19 protein-coding genes are annotated in these 22,426 nt (G+C 62.8%); 14 read left to right on the top strand and 5 right to left on the bottom strand.

The features are described from left to right. Positions 1–5: 5 nt before the first annotated feature. Positions 6–1,247: a flagellar hook-associated protein FlgL gene (gene flgL, locus HDE78_RS09050; RefSeq protein WP_218862183.1), complete on the top strand. Its 1,242-nt coding sequence runs from the start codon at positions 6–8 to the stop codon at positions 1,245–1,247. Between the two features lie 55 nt (positions 1,248–1,302). Here flgL and HDE78_RS09045 read toward each other — a convergent pair whose 3' ends face one another. The 4 genes from HDE78_RS09045 to HDE78_RS09030 all read right to left on the bottom strand — a co-directional run bounded on the left by HDE78_RS09045 (position 1,303) and on the right by HDE78_RS09030 (position 8,056). Then, on the bottom strand, positions 1,303–2,625 hold the full coding sequence (locus HDE78_RS09045) for a methyl-accepting chemotaxis protein (protein ID WP_179478422.1): 1,323 nt from the start codon (positions 2,623–2,625) through the stop codon (positions 1,303–1,305). Between the two features lie 106 nt (positions 2,626–2,731). After that, positions 2,732–6,283 (bottom strand): glycosyltransferase, encoded by a 3,552-nt coding sequence (locus HDE78_RS09040; protein WP_179478413.1) that lies wholly within the window; start codon positions 6,281–6,283, stop codon positions 2,732–2,734. 40 nt (positions 6,284–6,323) lie between these two features. After that, the gene (locus HDE78_RS09035) at positions 6,324–6,896 is read right to left on the bottom strand and encodes an acyltransferase (RefSeq protein ID WP_179478411.1); all 573 of its coding nucleotides are present in this window, start codon (positions 6,894–6,896) and stop codon (positions 6,324–6,326) included. Then, on the bottom strand, positions 6,893–8,056 hold the full coding sequence (locus tag HDE78_RS09030) for a DegT/DnrJ/EryC1/StrS family aminotransferase (protein ID WP_218862181.1): 1,164 nt from the start codon (positions 8,054–8,056) through the stop codon (positions 6,893–6,895). The genes HDE78_RS09035 and HDE78_RS09030 overlap by 4 nt, the downstream gene beginning before the upstream one ends. Before the next feature lie 441 nt (positions 8,057–8,497). On the opposite strand from HDE78_RS09030, the gene HDE78_RS09025 reads away from it, so the two are divergent. From HDE78_RS09025 to fliS, 3 genes are all read left to right on the top strand, one after another. Then, positions 8,498–9,721: a flagellin gene (locus HDE78_RS09025; protein WP_179478407.1), complete on the top strand. Its 1,224-nt coding sequence runs from the start codon at positions 8,498–8,500 to the stop codon at positions 9,719–9,721. 191 nt (positions 9,722–9,912) lie between these two features. Beyond that, positions 9,913–11,376 (top strand): flagellar filament capping protein FliD, encoded by a 1,464-nt coding sequence (gene fliD / locus HDE78_RS09020; protein ID WP_179478405.1) that lies wholly within the window; start codon positions 9,913–9,915, stop codon positions 11,374–11,376. 17 nt (positions 11,377–11,393) lie between these two features. Further along, positions 11,394–11,825 (top strand): flagellar export chaperone FliS, encoded by a 432-nt coding sequence (fliS, locus tag HDE78_RS09015; RefSeq protein ID WP_179478403.1) that lies wholly within the window; start codon positions 11,394–11,396, stop codon positions 11,823–11,825. On the opposite strand, the gene HDE78_RS21055 is transcribed toward fliS, so the two are convergent. Beyond that, positions 11,792–12,151, bottom strand: coding sequence for a hypothetical protein (locus HDE78_RS21055; RefSeq protein ID WP_255457716.1), 360 nt, complete (start codon positions 12,149–12,151; stop codon positions 11,792–11,794). The genes fliS and HDE78_RS21055 overlap by 34 nt on opposite strands. Positions 12,152–12,232: 81 nt before the next feature. Here HDE78_RS21055 and HDE78_RS09005 point away from each other — a divergent pair, with 81 nt between their 5' ends. The 10 genes from HDE78_RS09005 to HDE78_RS08960 all read left to right on the top strand — a co-directional run bounded on the left by HDE78_RS09005 (position 12,233) and on the right by HDE78_RS08960 (position 22,426). Then, a complete protein-coding gene (locus HDE78_RS09005; RefSeq protein WP_179478399.1) occupies positions 12,233–12,787 on the top strand; it encodes a PilZ domain-containing protein in 555 nt (184 codons plus the stop codon). A 364-nt stretch (positions 12,788–13,151) separates the two neighbouring features. Beyond that, positions 13,152–14,582: a sigma-54 dependent transcriptional regulator gene (locus tag HDE78_RS09000; RefSeq protein ID WP_179478526.1), complete on the top strand. Its 1,431-nt coding sequence runs from the start codon at positions 13,152–13,154 to the stop codon at positions 14,580–14,582. A 136-nt stretch (positions 14,583–14,718) separates the two neighbouring features. After that, complete coding sequence (gene fliE / locus HDE78_RS08995) at positions 14,719–14,997, top strand: flagellar hook-basal body complex protein FliE (protein ID WP_255457715.1); 279 nt, start codon at positions 14,719–14,721, stop codon at positions 14,995–14,997. A gap of 48 nt (positions 14,998–15,045) precedes the next feature. Next, positions 15,046–16,737: a flagellar basal-body MS-ring/collar protein FliF gene (gene fliF, locus HDE78_RS08990; protein WP_179478395.1), complete on the top strand. Its 1,692-nt coding sequence runs from the start codon at positions 15,046–15,048 to the stop codon at positions 16,735–16,737. Continuing rightward, on the top strand, positions 16,727–17,737 hold the full coding sequence (gene fliG, locus HDE78_RS08985; RefSeq protein WP_179478393.1) for a flagellar motor switch protein FliG: 1,011 nt from the start codon (positions 16,727–16,729) through the stop codon (positions 17,735–17,737). Before fliF ends, fliG begins: the two co-directional genes overlap by 11 nt. Then, complete coding sequence (locus HDE78_RS08980; RefSeq protein ID WP_179478391.1) at positions 17,737–18,375, top strand: flagellar assembly protein FliH; 639 nt, start codon at positions 17,737–17,739, stop codon at positions 18,373–18,375. Before fliG ends, HDE78_RS08980 begins: the two co-directional genes overlap by 1 nt. Continuing rightward, positions 18,372–19,739 carry a flagellar protein export ATPase FliI gene (gene fliI, locus HDE78_RS08975; RefSeq protein WP_255457714.1) on the top strand — a complete coding sequence of 456 codons (1,368 nt, stop codon included), beginning with the start codon at positions 18,372–18,374 and terminating at the stop codon, positions 19,737–19,739. The genes HDE78_RS08980 and fliI overlap by 4 nt, the downstream gene beginning before the upstream one ends. After that, positions 19,736–20,167, top strand: a complete 432-nt coding sequence (gene fliJ, locus HDE78_RS08970; RefSeq protein ID WP_179478389.1) for a flagellar export protein FliJ — start codon at positions 19,736–19,738, stop codon at positions 20,165–20,167. The genes fliI and fliJ overlap by 4 nt, the downstream gene beginning before the upstream one ends. Positions 20,168–20,236: 69 nt before the next feature. Next, complete coding sequence (locus HDE78_RS08965) at positions 20,237–21,520, top strand: flagellar hook-length control protein FliK (protein ID WP_179478387.1); 1,284 nt, start codon at positions 20,237–20,239, stop codon at positions 21,518–21,520. A gap of 393 nt (positions 21,521–21,913) precedes the next feature. Next, on the top strand, positions 21,914–22,426 hold the full coding sequence (locus HDE78_RS08960; RefSeq protein WP_179478385.1) for a flagellar basal body-associated FliL family protein: 513 nt from the start codon (positions 21,914–21,916) through the stop codon (positions 22,424–22,426).

Here is a 22,426-nt window from a genome sequence, read left to right as displayed (position 1 = left end):
TCGCGATGATCCGTATCTCTACCAGCTGGACGTACCAGCAGTCGCTGAACACGATGCTCAGTCAGCAGAGCGCGCTGGCGGATACGCAGAATCAAGTCAGCAGCGGCAAGCGCATCGGTGTGGCCTCCGACGATCCTGCTGGCGCGGCACAGGTGGTGACACTTGGACATATTCTTGCCGACAACACGCAGTATTCGAGCAATATCGACAGTGCCAATACGCGGCTCTCGACCGAAGCCAACGCGCTCGATTCGGTCACCAGCCTGCTCAACAACGCCAATGACCTCGGCCTGCAGGCGATCAACGGCGCGTTGAGCGCCAGCGATCGCAACGGTATAGCCACGCAGCTGGTGCAAATCCGTAATGCGATGGTGCAGTTGGCGAATACCACCGATGCCAACGGCGCCGCCCTGTTCGCCGGGACCAGCACCACCAGCTCGGCATTTACCCTCAACGCCAGCGGCAGCGTGACTTACAACGGCAACGACGCGCAGTCCTTCAGCGCGGTTGGCGCGGGCGATCAGGTGGCGAATGCCGATCCGGGAAGCGCGATATTCATGAATGTCCCCGCAGGCAATGGCTCTTTCGTGGCCAGCGCCAGTGCATTCAATACCGGTACGCTGGTGGTCGGCGCCAACAGTGTCAGCAGCGCCAGCGATTGGAGCGCGGCCAGCGCGGCCGGGCCGGTCAACGACACCATTACCTTCGGTGCCAACGGCAGCTACGCCGTTACCGATGCCAGCGGCAATCCGGTCAACGACGCCAGCGGCAACCCGATTACCGGCACCTATCAGGACGGCGACTCCATCGAGGTCAACGGCGCCTCGATCACCATGAGCGGCGTACCGGCTGCCGGCGACAAGGTCAGCCTGACGTCGGACAGCGCGCAGAACACGCAGGACGTGTTCAGCACGCTCAACAACATGATCAACGCGTTGCAGAGCGGTGCGAGCACCACCGCCTTGAACAACACGCTCAATCGCCAGCTGGAGTCGCTCAACCAGGCGATGAACAACGTCACCACGACACAGGTGTCGATCGGAGGCCGTCTCGATACCTTGCAACAGCAGCAGACCAGCTACGCCAACCTCAACGTGACCTACCAGAGCGCGCTGTCCGATGTGCAGAACGTCGACATGGCGACCGCTATCAGCAACCTCTCGCTGCAGTCGACGGCCCTGCAGGCTTCGCAGCAGGTATTCGCCAAAGTCCAGTCGCTGAGCCTGTTCAACTACATCCAGGGTTGAGCACCGCACACTGTTTGAAAAGCGTCGGTCGCGCGGCGCCTTGGCTATGGGCGTGTCATTGCCTGCCGTAAACGCCTTCCAACGCGACGACCGCCGTGTTGACGCGTTGTATGCCGGCTGATTGCAGCAGCGAGCTTTCGCGTATGTCGCCGACAATGGCGCTGACTTGCGAGACGGATGCCAGGATCTCGGTCATCGCGTCGCCGGCGCAATCCACCAGATCCGATCCTTCGTTGACGCGTTCGCCGGCGGCACCGATAAGTGCGTGAATGTGGCTGGCGGCCTCCTTGCTTCGTTTCGCCAGGTTGCGCACTTCGTCGGCCACCACGGCAAAGCCTTTGCCAAGGGTACCTGCATGGGCCGCTTCGATGGCGGCATTGAGCGAAAGCAGATTGGTCTGAAAGCATATCGAATCGATGAGTTCGGCCATGTCGTTGACCGACTTCATGCTTTCCTCGATGGTTTGCATGGTGCGCATCACATCGCGCACGACCGTGTTGCCGTGCTCGGCCACCTGTCGAGCTCCGCTGGCCATATCGTTGGCTTGAACCGCTTTTTGCGCGTTGTTCAAAACCGTCGTCGACAGTCCGACCACTTCGGCCTGCAGCGTGTGCGCGGCGAGCGTCTGCGGCGTAATGTCGGTCGCGTATTTGATGACTTTCAAGGGCCGGCCGCTGGCGTCGAGAATCGGGTTGTAAGTGGCCTGAATCCATACCACGCGGCCATTCTTGCCAAGCCTGCGATACACCGCGGCGTCGTGGACGCCATGACGCAGCCGCTCCCAGAACTCCCGGTAGGCCGGCGAGCGGCTTTCCGTCGCATCCACGAAAAGGCGATGATGTTGTCCGACCACGTCGGCCAGGTCGTATCCCATCGTGCGCAGGAAGTTGTCGTTGGCATGCAGAATCGTGCCGTCCAGGGCAAACTCGATGACGCCCTGCGCGCGGTCTATGGCTTGCAGACGTCCATCCATATCGGCCGCCATGACGCGATCGACGGTGACATCGGTGGCGAACTTCACCACGCTCGTTATGCGCCCGTGGCGATCGAATGTGGGGTTGTAGGACGACTGCAGCCAGACGTCCTGCCCCTGCTTGTGCCGGCGTCGATAAAGCCCTTTTTCGTGCCGGCCTTCGTTCAATTTTTGCCAGAATTCCACATATTCCGCGCTTGCCGCGTATTCGCTATCGACGAAAATCCGATGGTGTTTGCCCACGATCTCCGGCAGCGTGTAGCCCATCGTGGCGAGGAACAGCTCATTGGCGTGACGGATCGTGCCATCGGGCCGAAATTCGATGACGGCTTGTGTCTTGTCGATAGCGGCCAGTTTTCCGCGCATATTGCCCTGGCGCCTGCGCACGGCCTGTAAATTGAGCATTTGCCTGGAACTCCGAGTTAAACGACAAGGCAAAAGTTCGGCTGGACCAGGAAATACTTGAGCCGCCATCATCCGTGATGATTGCGGCCGCCTGCGTGGTCGTTTGTCAGCCAGGCAGCCATGCATTGCGCCAGTCGACCAGGTGCTGACCCTCGAGCATCCAGTCGCGGTGCACCGCATCGCGCAAGGCGTCGCCGGCCCTGGCGGTCGAGTCCATGTCGTCCAGGTGCATGCGGATGCCTGCCATCCAGTCCTTGTAGCGATTTTTCACGCGCGTCACCGGCAGGTCGTTGTCGTAGCAGACGATGTCGCTGCAGACGACCGGAAAACCGCAGGCGCCGTACTCGAGCAGGCGCAGACTGCTCTTGCAGGCATTGAATACGTTGTCTTCCAGCGGCGCCAGCGCGAGATCGAGATCGAGCGAGGCCAGTTTGGCCGGGTACTCCCCGATGGGGACGCCCGGGTGGAATTCGTGAACATAGGGACGAAGCTTGTCCGGGCACATCCCGAAAAAGACCCATTCCACCTCGTTGGCCAAGTCGCGCACCACATCGGCAATCAATTCCAGGTCGCCGCGATGGCTCGCTCCACCGCCCCAGCCTACCCGCGGCTTAGCGCCGATCCGTCGACGATTTTTCAGCTCGCTCCACCACCGCGGCGGCAGCCGGTTTTCCACCACGCGGATATCGGCATGAAACCCCTTGAACTGCTCGGCCAGCACGGCGGTCGATACGATGAAACGATCGACCGTGCCGATCGCCCGGCGAAGCGACTTCACCACATCTTTCGGCATGATGTTGTGGAACGCGCTCTTGACCGGGATATTGGGCAGGTAGTCGTCCAGCTCGTAGATCCGGAACGCGCGCGAAAAGTCGCGATAATTTTCCAGCAGTTTGATCTGCGTATCGGTGACCTGCCGCTGCAGCACCAGCGCCGTCGGCTGGAAACGCTCCATCGCCACCGGCAGCAGATGCTCGGCGGCCACGATGCCTTCGGCCAGTCCCTCGCGCCGCATGGCGTCGAACGGCTGGCGGACACGGTAGTGGCCGCAGCCCGTCTCGTCGGCGGCCACACAGAACAGGCGTGGCAGCAGCGGTTGCACGAACGGTTGCCACGCCGTGCTGCGCTGCTGCTCCAACTCGAAGCCGATGCCATCGATGCTCAGGTTGACGCTATAGGCGGGATCGCGCGCGAGCAGCGGCAGCCACTTGCGATACATCGCGTTCTGTTCGCCCTGGAAGCGTTTCTGTTTTGCCTCCTGCGCGGTCTTGTCGACCTTGTTCTGGCTCACGCTGCCTTCGTGCATCAACCGTGCATACGGCGTCCATACGATGAGATGGCCGGCCTGATGCACCTTCAGGCAGAAATCGACATCGTTGTAGGAGACTTTGAAATCCTGCTCGTCCAGGCCGCCCACCTCGTCGTAGATGGACTTGCGCACCATCAGGCAGGCGGCGGTAACGGCGGTGTAGTTCTGGTCGACCTGCAGCCGGTGCATGTAGCCATGCGCATCCATCGGCTGGCCGATGAACGGGTGATCGGCCGGACCGCGCAGACCGAGCACCACGCCTGCGTGCTGGATACGGCCATCGGGATAGTGCAGCTTGGCGCCGACGATACCCACCTCGGGGCGCTGCGCATGGTTGAGCAGCGCTTCGATCCAGTCCTCGTGCAGCACCGCGGTATCGTTGTTGAGGAGGATCAAGTATTCACCGCGCGCCTGCGCCGCGGCGAAATTGTTGATGGCCGAATAATTGAACGGATGCGGATAGCGCAGCACCCGCAGCTGCTCGCTGCGCAAGCCCTCGATGCCGTCCAGGTACGCGCACGCGGCCGGTTCCTCGCTGCCGTTGTCGACGATCAACAGCTCGTAGTTCGGGTAGCTCGTCTTGGCCAGCAGGCTGTCGATCAGCCCGTTGAGCATGGGCAGCTGGTCGCGGGTCGGGACGATGATCGAAACCATCGGCTGCCGCGCGTGCAGATAGCGTACGCGATTCATGCCGGATGCCGCGCCTGGCAGCATGTCGTGCTCGATATTGAGCCGCTGCAGATGCGCACTGACCACCGCGGCCGATTCCCTGCCTACCTCGGGCGAGGCCAGCCATTGCGAGAACGGCTGGCTGGCGTGATAGAGCACCTCGGCGATATGGCCGACCGCGGCCAGGTCGAAGCGCTCCACGATCCGCAGGACGAGGTCACAGTGGGCAAGCGGCCCAAAGATCGGATTCAGGCCGCCCAGTGCCAGCAGCGCCTGCCTGCTCATCGCCAGCGTGCGGCCGATATAGGGGTAACTGCGCAACAGGTCGAGGTTGAAATCGGGTTTGAACAGCGGCTGGTCGTAACCATCGCCTTGCCAGACATCTTCATCGACATAGCAGCAGGCCAGTTCCGACTGTGCGCCAATGCGATCGGCCAGCAGGAGCAGCGCGTGTTCGGCCAGCTCGTCGCCGGCGTACAGCGGCAGCAGCCATTCGGCATCGGTATCGTGTATCAGCTCGTTGAGCTGGGCGATCCCGTCATCGCGCAGAGGTTGCAGCGATACGCCATCGGCGAGGGCGGGGCTGTCGACCGACAGCACGCTTATGCCCCACGGCTGATACAGCTGCGCGCTCAGGCTGGACAGGCTGCGCTGCAGTCCGGGCATATCGCCGCTGGCATCGATCACCACCACATGGACGCTGCGCAGTCCATGACGCGCCTCTTGCAGCGACACCTGCAAGGGGCTCAACCGCATCGGTTGCAGCCACTGACGATAGGCTTCGGTAGGCGTAGGCGCGCGATGGACGATGCTGATCGCCAGCTCATTCTGGCCATTGACGACGTCACTGCGGAAATAATCGCCGTGGTGGATCGCCGTGGCCTGCGCCACATGCGTATGACTGACGCCCATTTGCAGCAGGCGCTCCCACAGATCCCAGTCGCCTGGATAGAAATACTTCCAGCAACCGGGGTTGTAGCGAAACGTCTTCAGACCGGCGTGATAAAGGCTGCCGATGCGCGAAATGACGCCGTGTACCGGTATCTCGCTACCGACCAGACCCTGCTCGCGGCCGAGGTCGTCGATAAACCGTACTTTGCTGTGCGCCCATTCACTGCGCTGGGTTTGCGCGGCGTGCAACAGGCTCGACAGGTGCTCGGGCAAGAACTCGTCATCGTCGTCGAGATGGGCGATCCAGGCGCCGCGCGCGCAGCGCAAGCCGAAGTTCATCGGTTTCGTGCCGGCGACGTACCACATCGGTCCTTTCAGCGACGGATACTTGCCGCGTCGTTTGAGATTGTGAAAATGCACGCGCGGATCGCTGTCGGCGGCATCGCGCAGCATCGCCGCCTGCGCCTCGTCCATGCGGTCGGCGACGATCAGCAGTTCCCAGTGCGGGTAATCCTGGCGCAGCACGCTGGGCAGGGTGCGCTCGATGATGATCTTCGCGCGGTTGTACGTCGGCACGATGATCGAGATCAGCGGTTGCGCGGCATACGCCGCGGCGTAGTCGGGGCTCGTGCGAATCCGCTCGAGCCGGGCAGCGTCGTTGCGGCGCAGGTACGTTTTTTCGCGCAGGCCATGCTCGTTGAAGAATTGCTGCATCAATTCGATGCGCTGTTGCGCCTGCAGCAGCTGTGCCTGCTGTATCTCCTGGATCGACGGTTGCGGTCCGCTCATGGGCAGCTCTTTGCAATGGTGATGAGATGATGCAAGGCGCTTAAGCGATGCATTGAAAAGGGTGGCTGGCCTGCAAAGCCGCCTCCTGCGCCAGAATTTGCTCGCTCGGCCGCTCGCGGATGCGCCGCGCGGGGCTGCCGACATAGATTCCCCAGGGCGCCAGATCGCGGTTGACCAGGCTGCCGGCGCCAACCACGGTGCCTTCGCCGATGCGGGTGCCGGGCAACAGCACGGTGTTGGTGCCGATCATGGCGTGACGACCGACATGGACATACGAGCGCGAGACATGCCGGAACGGTGCCGGAATCGTCGAGTTGGTCAGGCCGCCGCCAAGGAAATCATCCGAGCCGGTCAGTACCCGCACGCCCGAGGACAGCGCGCAGAAATCGCCTATGCGCAGTTCGCCACCCCCCACCAGCGAGCAGAACGAGGCGATGTGCACATGGCTGCCGATGACCGTCGGGGCCGTGGCGTAAATCATCACAAAGTCGTCGATGATCACGTTGTCGCCCAAGGTGATGAATTCGGCGCCGATGATTTTTGCGCCGGAATAAATCCGCACGTTGCGGCCGTGCTGATGCAGGCCGAGCGTGGTCGTATCAAGCAGGCTCATGCGTGTGCCATTTGCATGGATTCGGCCATGCCGCTGGCCACGCGCCGCATTTGCGCCTCGTCGATATCCACGAAGAAAGGCAGGCCGAGCAGACGTTCGGCCAGCTCGTGCGCAATGGGCAGCGGCCCGGCGGCACACCCGACGAATGCCGGGTGCCGATCCAGCGTAGGGCAATACCATTGGCGTGTTTCTATGCCGCGCGAAAGCAGTTCGGGTTGCAGATCGCGCGCGTGCTGGCCCGGCGGCAACAGCACCACCAGGATCGGGTAGATGCCGTTTTCCGCCCGGCACTGCAGGCGCAGATCGGGACAATAATGATCCAGCATGCGCTGGTAGCGGAACTGCACCGCGCGCCGCCGCTCGACCATCACCGGCCATTGATCCAGCGCGGCATGCGCCACGGCGGCATGGTATTCGCTGAGCTTGCCGTTTTCGCCGGCGACAAACACCTGGCTGCCGCGTTCCAGGTCGATCCCGAAATTGCTCAGGCGACGCACGCGCGCGGCCAGTATCCGGTCGTAGCTCACCACCAGGCCGCCTTCGCCGGCGGCCAGCGCCTTGGTGGCATGCAGGCTGAACACGACATGGCAATGTCGGCCGATGCGTTGATTGCCGTAGGCACCGGCGGCATCGATCACTACGGGTATGCCGGTGTCGAGCGTAAAGGCATCCCAGGCGTCGACATCCTGGGGATTGCCGAAAGTGGCCACCGGCATTACCGCGGCGACGCGATGGTTCGCGACATAGTCGCGGGCGGTATCGGGCGTCAGCAGCCAGCTCGATGCATCGACGTCGCCGATCAACGGCCGATAGCCGGCACGGATCACGGCGGTGGCGGTGGCGACGAAGGTGAGCGCCGGCAGCAGCACGCTGGAGCCGGGCGGCAGTTCCAGTGCCCCCAGTACGAGTTCGAGGCCGGCGGTGCCGCTGGCGGCGGTAATGACCGTCGGCGCGGTCGGCGTCGAGGCAAAGCTTGCCGCGAAGCGCTGCTCGAGCTGCACCACCAGTGGGCCGAAGTTGGTGTACCAGCGATTGGCATCGATCTGTCGCAAATAGGGCAGCAATGCATCGGCGTCGGGTAGCTGCGCCACCAATAAGGGAATCTTGCCGGGTGCGTTCACTGGCGGCATTTCCGATACGCCACGATGATGCGTTCGCATGAATCACTGCCCTGCGCTGGTTGTCGCGTGGCGATCGATGACATCGTGGCGTTCCCTTGGTTGGTCGACAGTATCGGGACCCATGCCGATGCGACGGTTTTCCGTCGCATCGGCATGGGCATGCGAAACCGTGAGCAAACATGATGCCAATCACTTGGGCGTGGATGCCGCGATGCGGTCCAGCCGCGCCGTGTTTCGCCGATAACGGTATTGATCCAGGAGGCAACGCCGAGAAAGTGGCGTTATTGAGCCATGCCATCAATAGAGCGCAGGCGGCCTTGAAATCTGCTGCTTGACATCTTGTCGCGAACTCAGGCTCTAAAGTATTTGCGGGGGATGCCGAAAAACTTACCGAGGCGGCTGGTACTCCGTTTTTGCCGGAAACCCCGCCGGAATGCGTCCAACTCGACAAACCGGCTTTCGGTTCCCAAGGAGACAATCATGTCACTGGTCATCAACACCAATATCTCTTCGCTGAATGCGCAGAACAACCTCAACAAGTCGCAGAGCGCGCTGGCAACAGCGACCGAGCGCCTCTCTTCCGGCCTGCAGATCAACAGTGCCGCCGACAACGCGGCCGGCTTCGCCATCGCCACCCGCTTTCAGACCCAGATCGGTGGTCTCTCCACGGCCAGCACGAATGCCAGCGACGCGATCAACCTGGCCCAGACGGCCGGTTCGGCGCTGACCCAGGTCACCTCCAACCTGCAGGCCATCCGCGATCTGGCGGTGCAGGCGGCCAACGGTACCTATCAGGCGTCCGATCGCGCCGCCATCAATACCGAAGTGCAGCAGCGCCTGTCGGAAATCACCCGCATCGCGAACCAGACCAGCTTCAACGGCACCAACGTGCTCAATGGTCAGGCGGGTAGCTTGTCCTTCCAGATCGGCGCCAACGTGGGCCAGACGATCGACGTAAATCTGGGCCAGGGCGTAACGACCAGCCAGGTCGGCAAGGTTTCCGAAGTGTCCACCGGCAGCCTGAGCGGCGATTTCGTCGATGCCTCCGGCAACGCGACGACGCTCGATCTTTCCAGCATCAGCCTCACCGGTGCCAACGGTGCCACCGTGACATTGTCCGGTACCGCAAGCAGCGCGCAGGACGTGGCCGATGCCATCAATGCGACGGGACTGTCCGGCGTCAGTGCGGCCGTGAACGCCAGTGGCGGCGTCAACATCTTTTCCTCCGGCACGCTGGCAGTCTCTGGCGGTGCGGCGTCTGCCTCATCGGTTGCGGGCACCGGCAGCAGCCTGACGACCTCGGCAACCTTCAATGGCGTCACCGGCAGTGGCGCGAACTCGCCCACCGTCACGGGCTCGTACACCGCGGGCAACAGCATCTCGGCAGGCGGTTCGCTGCAGGGCGGCGACGTGCTTACGGTAGACGATGCCAATGCCTTGATCTCGCGCGTCGATGCCGCGCTGACCACGGTGAGCAATTTCTCCAGCACGCTGGGCGCGATCCAGAATCGCTTCCAGTCCACCATCTCCACGCTGAGTGCGCAGTCGACCAACCTGCAATCCTCACAAAGCTCGATTCAGGACGCGAACTTTGCCCAGGAAACGGCCAATCTGAGCAAGGCTCAGGTGCTTCAGCAGGCGGGTATCTCGGTGCTGGCCACGGCCAATTCGCAGCCGCAGCAAGTGCTGAAACTGCTCCAGTAACAGCTGTGACCCGGCCATGGCGCGACGCCATGGCCGGGTTTTTGCTTGGGGTGTTCCGGCGGTGCGATTTCCGTCAGAAATCCCACTCGAGTGGCAGGTAAAAACTTCGCATGGCGTGGTTTTTTCCGGCTACTTGGTGATGACGGCGAATAACGCCGCAATGAACCAGAGTTCGATTTTGCGAGGCTTCCATGAGCAGCATCTCAAGTACCGGGTCGGGGCTTAGCGCGGTAACGTCGAGTACCTCGACGTCATCCACTTCGGCTACGGGAAGCGCCGCCAGCGGTGGCATCAGCGGTACCGGCCTGCTCAGTTCGCTCGGTATCGGTTCCGGGCTGAACGTGACCGCGATCATCACGGCGCTGGTCAACGCCAAACAGGCCGGCCCGCAGGCGCAGATTGCCGCGCAGACCCAGCAGGACCAGAACCAGATCGCCGGTCTTACCGGGCTGAGCACGGCCTTGAGCGCCTTGCAATCGGCCTTGGCCGAGCTGACCTCCAGTACGACTTACAGCACCTATAGCGCCAGCCTCGGCACCGCTACCGTGGGGACGGCGTCGACGCTGCCCAATGCCACGGCCGGCACCTACAACCTCAACGTTTCCGCGCTGGCCAGCGCGCAGAAGCGGCTGAGCGGCGCGCAAAGCAGTTCCACGCCGGTCGGCAGCGGCACGCTGAACATCACGGTTGGCGCCAACACGCTGAACTTGGCGGTGTCGTCGACCGATACCCTGAGCAGCATCGCGACGTCGATCAACAACGCTACCAACAACCCCGGCGTGTCGGCCAGCGTCGTCGTCGGCGTGAACGGGTCGCAGCTGGTGTTGACCTCGACCAAGACCGGCGTGGCCAACGGGTTCAGTATCAGTGCCAACGCCACCAGCAGCAGCGGCCTGACGAGCCTGGCCAATTCGCTCAATACGCCCGGCAGCAACGAGGCCAGCGATGCGAAGCTCACCATCGACGGTGTCGCGGTCAGCAGCGCGTCCAATGCGGTCAGCGGCGCCTTGACCGGCGTGACGATCAATCTGGCCGCTACCGGCACGTCGACGCTGACCGTCGCGCAGAACACCGCGCCGATCAGCTCCGCGGTGAATGATCTGGTCAGCGCATACAACAGCTATACCAGCATGGTCGGTACGCTGAGCAGCTACGACACCAGCACCGGCGCGGCCGGCGTGCTGCTGGGCGACAGCACGCTGGCATCGATCCAGCGGCAGATTTCGGGCATCGTGGGCGGCACGGTCGGCAACAACAGCATCGGATCGCTGGCCAATCTGGGCGTTACCCGCAATGCCGACGGTACGATATCGCTAGACAGCAACAAGCTCGCGACGGCCCTCAGCAATCCCAGCGCGGTGCAGAATCTGTTCGCCAGCACGAACGGCATCGCCACCAAGCTCAGCAGCGCCATCAACGGCTATACGAGCAGCGATGGCATTCTGCAGACCCGCATCAATGGCCTCAACACCGACCTGACCAATCAGCAATCGCTGACGACGGCGCTCAATGCGCGCATGGCGGTCTACCAGCAGCAGCTAACGGCGCAGTATACGGCGCTCGATACGCTGATTTCCTCGCTCAACAACACCAGCACCTTTCTGACCCAGTCGCTGGCTTCGTTGAACAGTACCAGCAGCAACAGCAAGAACTGACTTTCTAAGGAAGCGCCATGAGTTACGCCATGATGCGAAGCGCAGGCTCGCTGTATCGCCAGACCAGCGCGCAAGGCAGCGTCGAGGGTGCCGACCGTCACCAGCTGATCGGCATGCTGCTCGATGGTCTGGTGGACCGGGTCAATCAGGCACGCGGTCATATCCTGCATCGGGACATACCGGCCAAGGGCCAGAGCTTTTCCAAGGCCATCGCCATCCTGACCGAGCTGCGGGAGAGCCTCGATCACACCGTGGAGCCATCGTTGACCGGTCGGCTCGATGGCCTCTACGACTACGTGACTCGTCGCCTGCTGTTCGCGCAGCTGAACGATGACCTGGGGGCGCTGGATGAATGTCAGCGCTTGATCGCGCCCATTCGCGAAGGATGGCAGAGCATTCGCAGCGACTTTCTTGCTCAGCAGGCATCGACGCCGGTGGCATCTCGATGAGCGATATCGCATACGCTGGGCTGCAAAGGGCGTTGGAGATTACCTTGCAAATGCTTGCCGCCGCCGCCGACGGGCAGTGGCAGCAGGTGGTCGAATTGGACGCCGAGCGCCAGCCATGCATCCGGCAGCAGCGTCACGACCCTCGTAGCCGCGAACTGCTGACGACGCTTCACCAGCACAACGAAGATCTCCTGAAGCGTGCGGATGCCGCGCGCGATACGCTGGAAAGTGAACTGAGCCGGCATAAGTACAACCATCACGCCTTGAGCGTATATATCGCCTCGTCTGGCTGAATAACGAACGGAAGGTATTCGCTGAATGCGCATCGGTCAGAACCTGCGCCGCAGCAATGCACCTTTCGATCGGTTGCAGCAGGGTCGGTTCATGGGCAGCGGCAGGAGGGGTGGATGCAAGACACGAAATGGCAGGAATTCTCGCAGCGGATGGCCTACGAGGGCAGTTTGCATGTGAAGGTGGAGCCGCTGGATAGCTCCCCGGATCTTTTGGCGGGCTACAACGAGCGGAATCTGCACGTGCTGCGGGCGCTGGCGTCGCTGGATGAGCGGCGGGTGGACGGCGGCAGCGAGGACGACAATCCGCTGATGCAGGAACTGCTGCGCATGGACAGCAAGATCAACGTCCTGATGGAAGTGGTCAATCGGCTGCTGATCCCGATCGCGCAGCTGCCGGCGCAGCGCACCATCCGTTTCAACGCGCTCGGCATCGTCGTGCCGCAGGATGCATTGCCGGCGGCCGAACAGTTGCTATTGGTCTGCCTGCATTTCGACGCCTGCCGTGCTTTACCGCTCGAACTGCCGGGATCGTTGCACTGTCGGCTCGATGACGGTTCAGCCTATATCGCCTTCATTGAACCCAGTGAGATGGTCGCGGATGGGTTGGAAAGGTTCGTTTTTCGTCACCACCGACGAAAAGTGGCAGAGGCCCGCGCCACGGCGATGTGAAAACGCTATTCCTGGCGGCCTAAAAAATGTGACCGGTATCACTTATCCGGGGTCTGGTGGCAAAAATTTTGACGCAACTGTTTTATCCGCCGCTTTTGTAAGTTTCTGTGCATTTCCTTTGACGCTCTTATGCTTGGGTTCCCATCGCCGATCCATGGGCACTTCATGCGCCGTCTTTTTGCGATCGTCGATAGCTTCATGTCGCCTCTTCACATGTCGAGCTGAACCGACGAGAAAAATCTTGGCCTGGTTCTTGCTGATAGACCCTTGCAGGTGTCGCGATGGATCGTTGACGCTCTAGGGGGCAACACGGTTCGGGATCGTTCCGTGTTCGTTCGGCGGTATGGAAGTCGGGTTTTTGATTATGCAAAAAGGCAGTTTTCTGGTGATGGAGCGCGATGATGCACGCGCCGTCAGTATCGTTTCAGCATTGCAATTTCTGGGCTACTACGCGGAACGGTGGGATCCAGCTCGCGAGATTGATTTGGCGCAGGATGACTGGCGCTTCATCTATCTCGGTAGTTTCCTTGACGAAGAGGAAGGGCGTCACGCGCTGGGGGAGCTGCGAAAGCGCAGCGACAGCCTGCTGGCGCTGGTTTGCGCCGATGTTCCGCACACCATTTCGCTGGTCGCGCCGGGGGCGGGCTTTACGGGGCGGATGGAATTGTTGGAATTTCCGCTGCGCTATGAGCGTCTGTCGGAGGCTATTCGCAGTTTGCAGACGTCCCAACCGCTGGTGCCGGCTCCGGCAAGCCAGTTGCTGGTGGGCGGATCGGCCGCGATGGGCAGGGTCAACGCCTTGATTCGCCAGGTCGCACCGTTCGACTCGAATGTGCTGGTGCTGGGTGAATCCGGTACGGGCAAGGAAATGGCCGCACGCAGCGTCCACGATTGCTCGCTGCGTCGCGACAAGCCCTTTATCGCAGTCAACTGCGGCGCCATTCCGGCCGAATTGCTCGAGAGCGAATTGTTCGGCCACGAAAAGGGCTCCTTCACTGGCGCGATCAGCGCACGCAAGGGACGCTTCGAACTGGCCGAGGGCGGCACTCTTTTCCTGGACGAGATCGGCGATATGAGCCTGCCCATGCAGGTCAAGCTGTTGCGCGTCCTGCAGGAACGGGTTTACGAGCGCGTGGGCGGCACGCGTACGCTGCGTACCAACGTTCGCATCATCGCGGCGACGCATCGCAATCTCGAGCAGGCCATAGTCGATGGGCGATTCCGGGAAGATCTCTATTATCGGCTAAGCGTTTTTCCGCTGGAAATGCCTTCGTTGCATCAGCATCTGGAAGACCTGCCCATGCTGATCGCCGAATTCAATCAGCGGCTTTTGCGACGAGGCCTGGTCGGCGTTCGTTTCAGTAGCAGCGCGCTGCAGGCGCTGCGCCAATATCGCTGGCCGGGTAATGTGCGTGAGCTTTCGAACCTGGTGGAGCGGTTGGCGATTCTCTACCCGCAAAGTGAAGTGCGTGCCGCCGACCTGCCGGAAAAATATCGCGGCGCACAGTCCGCCGAAGACGCCGGTGGCATGGCCGCAACGGCGTGGGTGGACATGGTCATGCCATCGGCATTGGCCAGTTCCAGCATGTCATCCGATACCGACATGCTGCTGCCTGAGGGAGGCGTGGATCTCAAAGACCATCTGGCGGACATCGAAGTGGGGTTGATAAGGCAGGCACTGGATGTCACCGATGGCGTAGTGGCGCGCGCGGCAAAACTGTTGCGTATGCAGCGCACGACGCTGGTAGAGAAGTTGCGCAAATACGGCTTGCAGGCCAACGCGCTTGCGCCGTAACCCGCTTTCGTCGCGTGGCATGGCTTGTGCTTTAACACTCTCAATCACGGTCTAGCGTTGGAAAACCGACATGAGCCAAATTGACGTCAATAGCGTTCTCCTGCAGCTGCGGCAGCTTGGCAGTCAGGCGACGTCCATGGCATCGGAGACGCCGATCGGGACGGCAGGAAACGCCGTCGCCGGCGTCGGCGGGCTCGACTTCGGCTCGCTGCTCAAGCAGTCGATTTCGGCCGTGGCGGATAGTCAGTCCGCCGCGCAGTCGCAGGTCAACGCGTTCGAGCGCGGGGACGCCGGGTCGGACATCGGACGCACCGTCATTGCCGGTCAGAAAGCCGATCTTTCTTTTCGTGCCCTGGTGCAAGTGCGCAACAAGCTTACTGATGCCTACACCAACATCATGAACATGCCGGTCTGACTCCGGATCATCCCCTGACGCTCATGCGTCATCACGATTAGAGTATTCATGGCCGACAACGCCATCACATCGTCAGGAAACGGCTCGCGCCTGGACCCGCTGAAAAGCCTGCTGCGCAACCCGGCGACTCGGCTGCTCATGCTGTTGTTCGGTGTCGCTGCCGCCGTGGCGTTTGGCGTGGCCATCGTGCTGTGGTCTCGTGGTCCCAACTATGCCCTGCTTTACGCCGGGCTCGATCCGAAGGATGCGTCCAGCGTCACGCAGGCGCTGCAGGCCAGCAACACGCCCTACAAGTTGGGTGCCGACGGCGCCTCTATCTCTGTCCCTGCCGAAACGATCGCCGACACGCGGATTCGATTGGCCGGCCAGGGGTTGCCGCAGGGCAGCACCGCTGGCGGCGTCATGCCGGCCAGCGATTCGCCGTTCGGCATGAGCGATCTTGCCGAAAGCACGCGTTACCAGCAGATGCTCGAAACCGATCTCGGTAGCACCATTGCCGGCTTGCAGTTCGTGCGAGCGGCACGCGTCCATCTGGCTTTGCCGAAGACTTCGGCATTCATTCGCGACAACCGGCCGGCCAGCGCATCGGTACTGCTGACGCTTTATCCCGGCCGCCAACTCGACAGCAGCCAGATAACCGCGATCGTGCATCTGGTGTCGGCCAGCGTTCCCGATCTCGATCCGGCGCAGGTATCGGTGGTCGACCAGCAGGGCGCGCTGCTTACCGTAAGCGATCCAGACAGCCCAGGCGCCGTGGGCGACATGCGTCTACGCCTGGCTACGCGCATGGAGAACAGCTACGCGCAGCGCATCGAAACGCTGCTTACACCGCTGGTCGGCGCCGGGCGCGTCCGCGCTCAGGTGCATGCCGATCTCGATTTCAGCCAGACCGAAAAAGCCACCGAAAGTTACGACAGCGCCAATCCGGCGGTGCGCAGCGAGCAGACCAGCAGCGAGCAGAAGCGCGACGACGCAGGTGGCGCCATCGCTGGCGCGTTGAGCAATCAGCCGCCCAATGGCGCACCTCAGCCGACCGCGGCCAAGCCCAATGCCGGCACCAATGCCAATGCCAAGGCGGGCGCGGCAGCTACTGCACAGGCTTCCACGCCCAGCGAAACCTCGTCGAGTTCGACGCGCAATTACGAGTTGGGCCGCACCGTCAGCCACGTCAGCGATCCCGCCGGCCGACTGGTGCGATTGTCCGTTGCCGTGGTGGTCGACAACAAGGCGGCACTCGACGGCAAGGGCAAGAGCGTGCCGTTCGCAGCGCAGGATCTTCAGCACCTCACCGACCTGGCCAAGAATGCCGTCGGTTTCGATGCGAAGCGCGGCGACACGGTCAGCGTGATCAATCAGGCATTTACCGAGACGCCGGCGGATGCGGCGCCCTTCGTTCAGCCGTTCTGGGAGCGCCCGGGCATGATGGATCTGATCAAGCAGGGCGCCGGTATTCTTGTCGCCCTGCTGATTGCCTTCGGCCTGCTGCGCCCCCTGCTCAAGGGTCTGATGCGGGCGCCCGAACCGCTACCGGCGCTGGCCGGACCGCTACCCACGGTTTCGGTGCGCATCGGCGATGACGATCGCATGGACGAGCGCGATGATCCTGTGCGCATCAGCTCGCCGCAGATTCAGTCGATGGCCTACGAACAGAAGATCGGCCAGGCCCGCAAGTTGGTCCAGGAAAATCCAAAACAGGTAGCGCAAGTAGTCATGAACTGGGTAGGCGACGATGGCAGCTGAGTCGATCGATCTTGGGGGCGCTCAGCGCGCCGCGATTCTTCTACTCACGCTGGGTGAGCAGGACGCGGCGGAAGTTCTCAAGCACCTCAGTGCGCGCGAGGTGCAGGCGGTAGGCAGCGCGATGGCCACGCTGACGAACGTGTCGCGCGAACAGGTCGAAAACGTGCTCGGCCGTCTGAACGATGACATTGGTCGGCAGACCTCGCTGGGCATCGGCACCGAGGAATACATTCGCAAGATGCTGGTCAGTGCCCTGGGCGAAACCAAGGCCGGCAGTTTGATCGACCGTATTCTTCTGGGTCGTTCGGCCAAGGGTCTGGAGTCGCTGAAGTGGATGGAAAGTCGGGCCATTGCCGAAATGATCGGCATGGAACATCCGCAGATCATTGCGCTGGTGCTTGCTCATCTGGAGCCCGATCAGGCCGCCGAAGTGATCGGTTATCTGCCCACGCGCACGCGTAGCGACGCGGTCATGCGCATTGCCAATCTCGACGGTGTGCAGCCGCATGCGCTCAATGAGCTGGACGAGATCATGGAGCGTCAGTTTTCCGGCAACTCGAACAAGCTGAAGTCGTCCAGCGTTGGTGGCCTGAAGGCAGCGGCGGATATCCTCAATGCCATGGAAACGAGCCGCGAAACGGAGTTGATGGCGGCGATCCGCAGTCAGGACGCCACGCTTGTCGGCCGTATCGAGGAGTTGATGTTCGTCTTCGAAGATCTCGCCGATCTCGACGACCGGAGCATGCAGGCCCTGCTGCGCGAAGTGCCCTCGGCCCGGCTGGTGACGGCGCTGAAAGGCGCCGAACCGGCGGTGCGCGAAAAGATCTTCGCCAACATGTCCAAGCGTGCGGCCGACATGCTGCGCGACGACCTCGAGGTCAAGGGACCGGTCAAGCTCAGCGAAGTCGATGCGGCACAAAAAGAAGTGCTCACCATCGCACGCAAAATGGCCGACGCCGGTCAGATCAGTCTCGTGGCCAACGGCGATGAGTTCGTCTGATGGCCGGCGTCGTCGGCTGCGACAAGGCGGCTGATTTCGAGCGCTGGGTGCTGCCGCAAATCGGCATCGTTCCCGCGGCGCTTGCCGCACCGGCTCCGCCACCGCAGCCGACGGTTGTCGAACTGGAGGAGATCGAGCGCGTCGCGCGGGAGGAAGGTTACGCTGCCGGTTTTGCCGAAGGCCGCGCCGCGGCCAAACAGCAGATCGACGAACAGCTGGCGCGCCTCGAGTCGCTTTGTGCCGCGGCCGCCCGTCCGCTCGATGCACTGGACGACATCACCGAACAAGAGCTTGCGCGGCTTGCCACGGTGATGGCGCGTCGTGTGGTCGGGCGCGAATTGCAGCTCGATCCGTCGCTGATCGAACTGGCCGTCCGCGAGGCGGCCGCGGCGCTGCCGTCCGCCACCCGCGAACTGCGGGTATGGGTACATCCCGACGACCTGACGTTGTTGCGCGAACTCGGCGTGACCGAGGCGACGTGGCAACTGGGCGCCAGGTCGACGCTGAGCCGTGGCGACTGCATGCTGGAAAGCGAGCGCTCGCGGCTCGATGCGCGCGTCGATACGCGTCTGGCGGCGGTCATCGACGTGGTGCTCGGCAACGATGTCGACGATGGTATCGACGAGGTGGTCGCTTGAGTCCGGCGCTGTCGCTCGAAGCACGCCGGCACCGCTGGCAGCAGCAGCTGGCGAAACGAGCCCAGCGTGCAGCCGCCAGTTCCCTGCTCACCGTTGAAGGCCGCCTGCGCCGTGTCGTCGGGCTGACCCTGGAAGCCGAAGGTTGCGAAGCGGCGCTGGGTTCGCGTTGCCTGGTCGATACCGCGGACGGTACGGTGCTGGATACCGAGGTGGTGGGCTTCACCGACGAGCGTTTGCTGTTGATGCCGGCAAGCGAGATGCACGGCGTGCTGCCGAATGCGCGCGTGCGTCCGTGTTCGCGCGCGGGCGGTTTGCCGGTGGGCGAGGCGTTGCTGGGGCGGGTCATCGGCGCCGATGGCGTACCGCTGGATGGCCTGGGCCCGGTCGAGGTCGACGAGCATGCGGCGCTCAAGCGCGCGCCGATCAATCCGATGTCGCGCAAACCGATCGATACGCCGCTGGATACCGGCGTGCGCGCGATCAATGCACTGCTTACTGTCGGCCGCGGTCAGCGTCTGGGCCTGTTCGCAGGCTCCGGCGTCGGCAAATCGACGCTGCTGGGCATGATGACGCGCTACACCGATGCCGACGTCGTCGTCGTCGGCCTGATCGGCGAGCGCGGTCGCGAGGTGAAGGAATTCGTCGAGCAGACGCTAGGCCACGAAGGGCGTGCGCGTGCGGTCATCGTCGCGGCCCCGGCCGATGCGCCGCCGCTCAAGCGACTGCGCGGCGCGCAATACGCCACCGCCATCGCCGAGTGGTTCCGCGATCGTGGCCAGCGCGTGCTGCTGCTGATGGATTCGCTCACCCGCTATGCGCAGGCGCAGCGCGAGATCGCACTGGCCATCGGCGAGCCGCCGGCGACCAAGGGCTATCCGCCGTCGGTATTCGCGCTGATGCCGGCGCTCGTCGAACGCGCCGGCAACGACGCCGAAGGACGCGGTTCGATTACCGCCTTCTATACCGTGCTGACCGAAGGCGACGACCATCGCCACGATCCGATCGCGGACGCCGCGCGGGCCATTCTCGATGGCCATATCGTGCTGTCGCGCGATCTGGCCGAAGCAGGTCACTACCCGTCCATCGATATCGAGGCGTCGATCAGCCGCGTGATGCCGGCGGTGATCGACAAGGAGCAGATGCGCGCGGCGCAGCGTTTCCGCCAGGTGTACTCGGCGTATCGCCAGCAGCGCGATCTGATCGCCGTGGGTGCCTACCAGAAAGGCGCCGATCCGCAGGTCGATCAGGCCATCGCCCTGTGGCCCCGGATACAGGCTTTTCTGCAGCAGGAAGTCGACGAGCCAATGTCGCTACGCGAGGCGCAGGAACGGTTGAAAGAACTGGTGGCCGAGGTCAGGGCATGACCCGGTCGGAGCGATTGCAGCCGGCAGTGGATCAGGCCGAACGCCGCGAGCAGGAGGCCCTGCAGCGACTTGCCGAACAGCAGCAGCGGTCGGCCTATGTGCAACAACAGCTGGACGAACTGGAACGCTACCGCAAGGAATACAGCCTCAGTGCTGGCGGTCTGACGGTCAGCGCGCTGCTCAACCGTCAACAATTTGTCGAGCGCATCGATCAGGCGATCGTCCAGCAGCGCCGAGAAGTGGAGCGGCAGCAGCAGCTGACCGAAACCACACGGCTGCAATGGCTGCAGGCGCATGCTCGTGAAAAGGCTCTGGACAGCGTGGTCGGCCGCTATCGCACGCTCGAGCGGCAGAGCGAACAGCGTCAGGAGCAGGCCGACATCGATGAACGCATGCAGCAGCGTCGGCGCCCCGCCGCCTCGACCTGAATCGCGTTTCTGCGCTGGCCTGGTTTTTGCTGCGCTCACCGGTAATCCGTCGAGCAAGAGTGCCACCGCATGAGCGCCATTCCGATAATCGCACCTCGACCCGCTCCAAGCCCGGCGAGTTCGACCACGCCGCCGTCGCCGGTCGATCAGCGTGCCGACAGCGCAACGTTCAACGCGCATCTGCAGGACGTGCAGTATCGGCAGTCGCAGGCATCCGACGGTGTCGACGCTGTGGACAGCCGCTCCTCCAGCGCCCAGTCGTCGCCAGCCAACGTGGCCAGCACGGCCAGCGCCAACGCGAACGGCAAGGCGGACCAAACAACCGACGACGATGGCGCCGACGCCGACAGTTCGGTCCCGACGGCCACTCAAGTGCTGGGGTTGATCCAGCAATCGTCGGGCGATGCCGCTGCGCCGACAACCGCGCCGACCGATGGCAAGTCGGCGGGCAAGACACCGCCCCAAGGCGCTGAGGCCAAGCCCGGGCAGCCGGCGGTGACCGGCATGCCGATGTCATCGCCGATGCCGGCGCCTGTTTCCACCAGCCAGATGGCTGCATCGTCGAACGACAGCGGCACGCCAACATCCGCTACATCACTCTCGATCACCGCTGCGGTGGCGCCGATGCCGGGCAAAGCGACCGGTGCATTCTCGGCCACGGATGATGCTGAAACGGCGTCCGCCGACGATGCCGGCGACGACAACAGCGACAGCGCCACCGTGCCTGCGGCCAGTACCGATGCTTCCGCCCAGCCCTCGGTCAACAGCCTCTTCGGCAACGCTCATAACGCACCGGTCGCAGCGGCGGATGCCACCACGCCAGTGGCTGGACCGGCACAAGACGCGGGCGACCTGGCCACCCTTCGTGGCGCGCTCGCGACGCCGGTATTGATTGCGTCCACGAGCAACAGCGCGGCGCCGCACAGCTTGAACATCTCCGCGAACGTGACCTCGCCCACTTTTTCGCAGGAGCTCGGTCAGCAGGTCAGCTGGCTCGGTGGGCAGGAGGTCAAGCAGGCGCAGATCCGTCTGAACCCGCAGGAGCTCGGCCCGCTGGACGTGAAAGTGAGCGTCGAGCACGGCCGTGTCGATGTGGTGTTTGCGGCACAGCATCCGGCGACGGTCGCGGCCGTGCAGCAAAGCCTGCAGCAGCTCAACCAGATGCTAGGCGGCCAAGGCCTGTCGTTGGGGCAGGCCACCGTCGGCCAGCACACGGCGCAGCAACAGTTCGACCATTCGCAGCGGCACGCATCGTCGGCGCCTGCGCAGGCGAACGACGTCGAACCGATCGACACCGCCGTTTCTCCGTTGTCGGCGCCGCTGGCCATCGGCCTGGTCGACGCCTTCGCCTGAGCGGGGCCGCCAGTTCGCCTTTTGCTTGGATGAAAGCTGGCTCTTACATCGACTATCGATGAGCTCGGTTTTAGCCGGCGCTCATCGGTAGCGTGCCGGTAGCAAAACGCGCCGCCTTCCGGCGAGCGATGTTGGCACGACAACGTCGTCGGATTCCGACGGAATCACCACGCCGTGGCAGTGTCTGCTTGTCGACACGCGTCAAGAAAACGTTGCTCACCGGGGCGGGCTCTCCCTAACGCCCGCCGCAGCGGCGTTCGCATCGATGGCATGGCGTTTGCTAAACGATGTCTACGAGGTCCGATCGGGATTCTCTCGTTCCTGTCGATTCGTCCATCCCGGTTTTGTTTGCAGCACAGCGTCGAGTCATTTTTCCAGAGATTGAGTTCGTTCATGGCCAACGCAGAAATTGATGAAGTCGAGTCCACCACCGTCGCCGCCAACGAGGGCGGTCGGCGCAAGAGCCGTACCAAGCTGATCATCATCGGGGGCATCGCGCTGGCCGCGCTGGTCGCAGGCGGTTTCGTATTTTTCCACATGCGGTCGGCCCCGAAAGCGGCCGGCGGCAAGGCGTCACCGGTGAAGATGGCGGCGTTATATCTGCCGCTGGATCCAGTATTCGTGGTGAATTTTCAGGACGGCGACGGCACGCGTTACCTGCAGGTCGGCGTCACCGTCATGGCGCACGATGCGGCGGTGATCCAGACCATCAAGGACAACGATCCGGTCATTCGCAATGCGCTGGTAATGCTGTTCAGCAGCCAGACGTTCGATCAGCTCAGCACCACCGCGGGCAAGCAGAAGCTGCAGTCCGAAGCCTTGGCGGCCATTCGCAAGATCGTCGACGACAAGCTCGGCGGGTCCGGAGTCGATGCGCTGTACTTCACCAGCTTCGTGATGCAGTAA

Origin of the sequence: Rhodanobacter sp. K2T2 (genome assembly GCF_013408815.1) — a bacterium.
Lineage (GTDB): Bacteria > Pseudomonadota > Gammaproteobacteria > Xanthomonadales > Rhodanobacteraceae > Rhodanobacter.
This window is presented reverse-complemented; position numbering and strand designations above follow the sequence as displayed.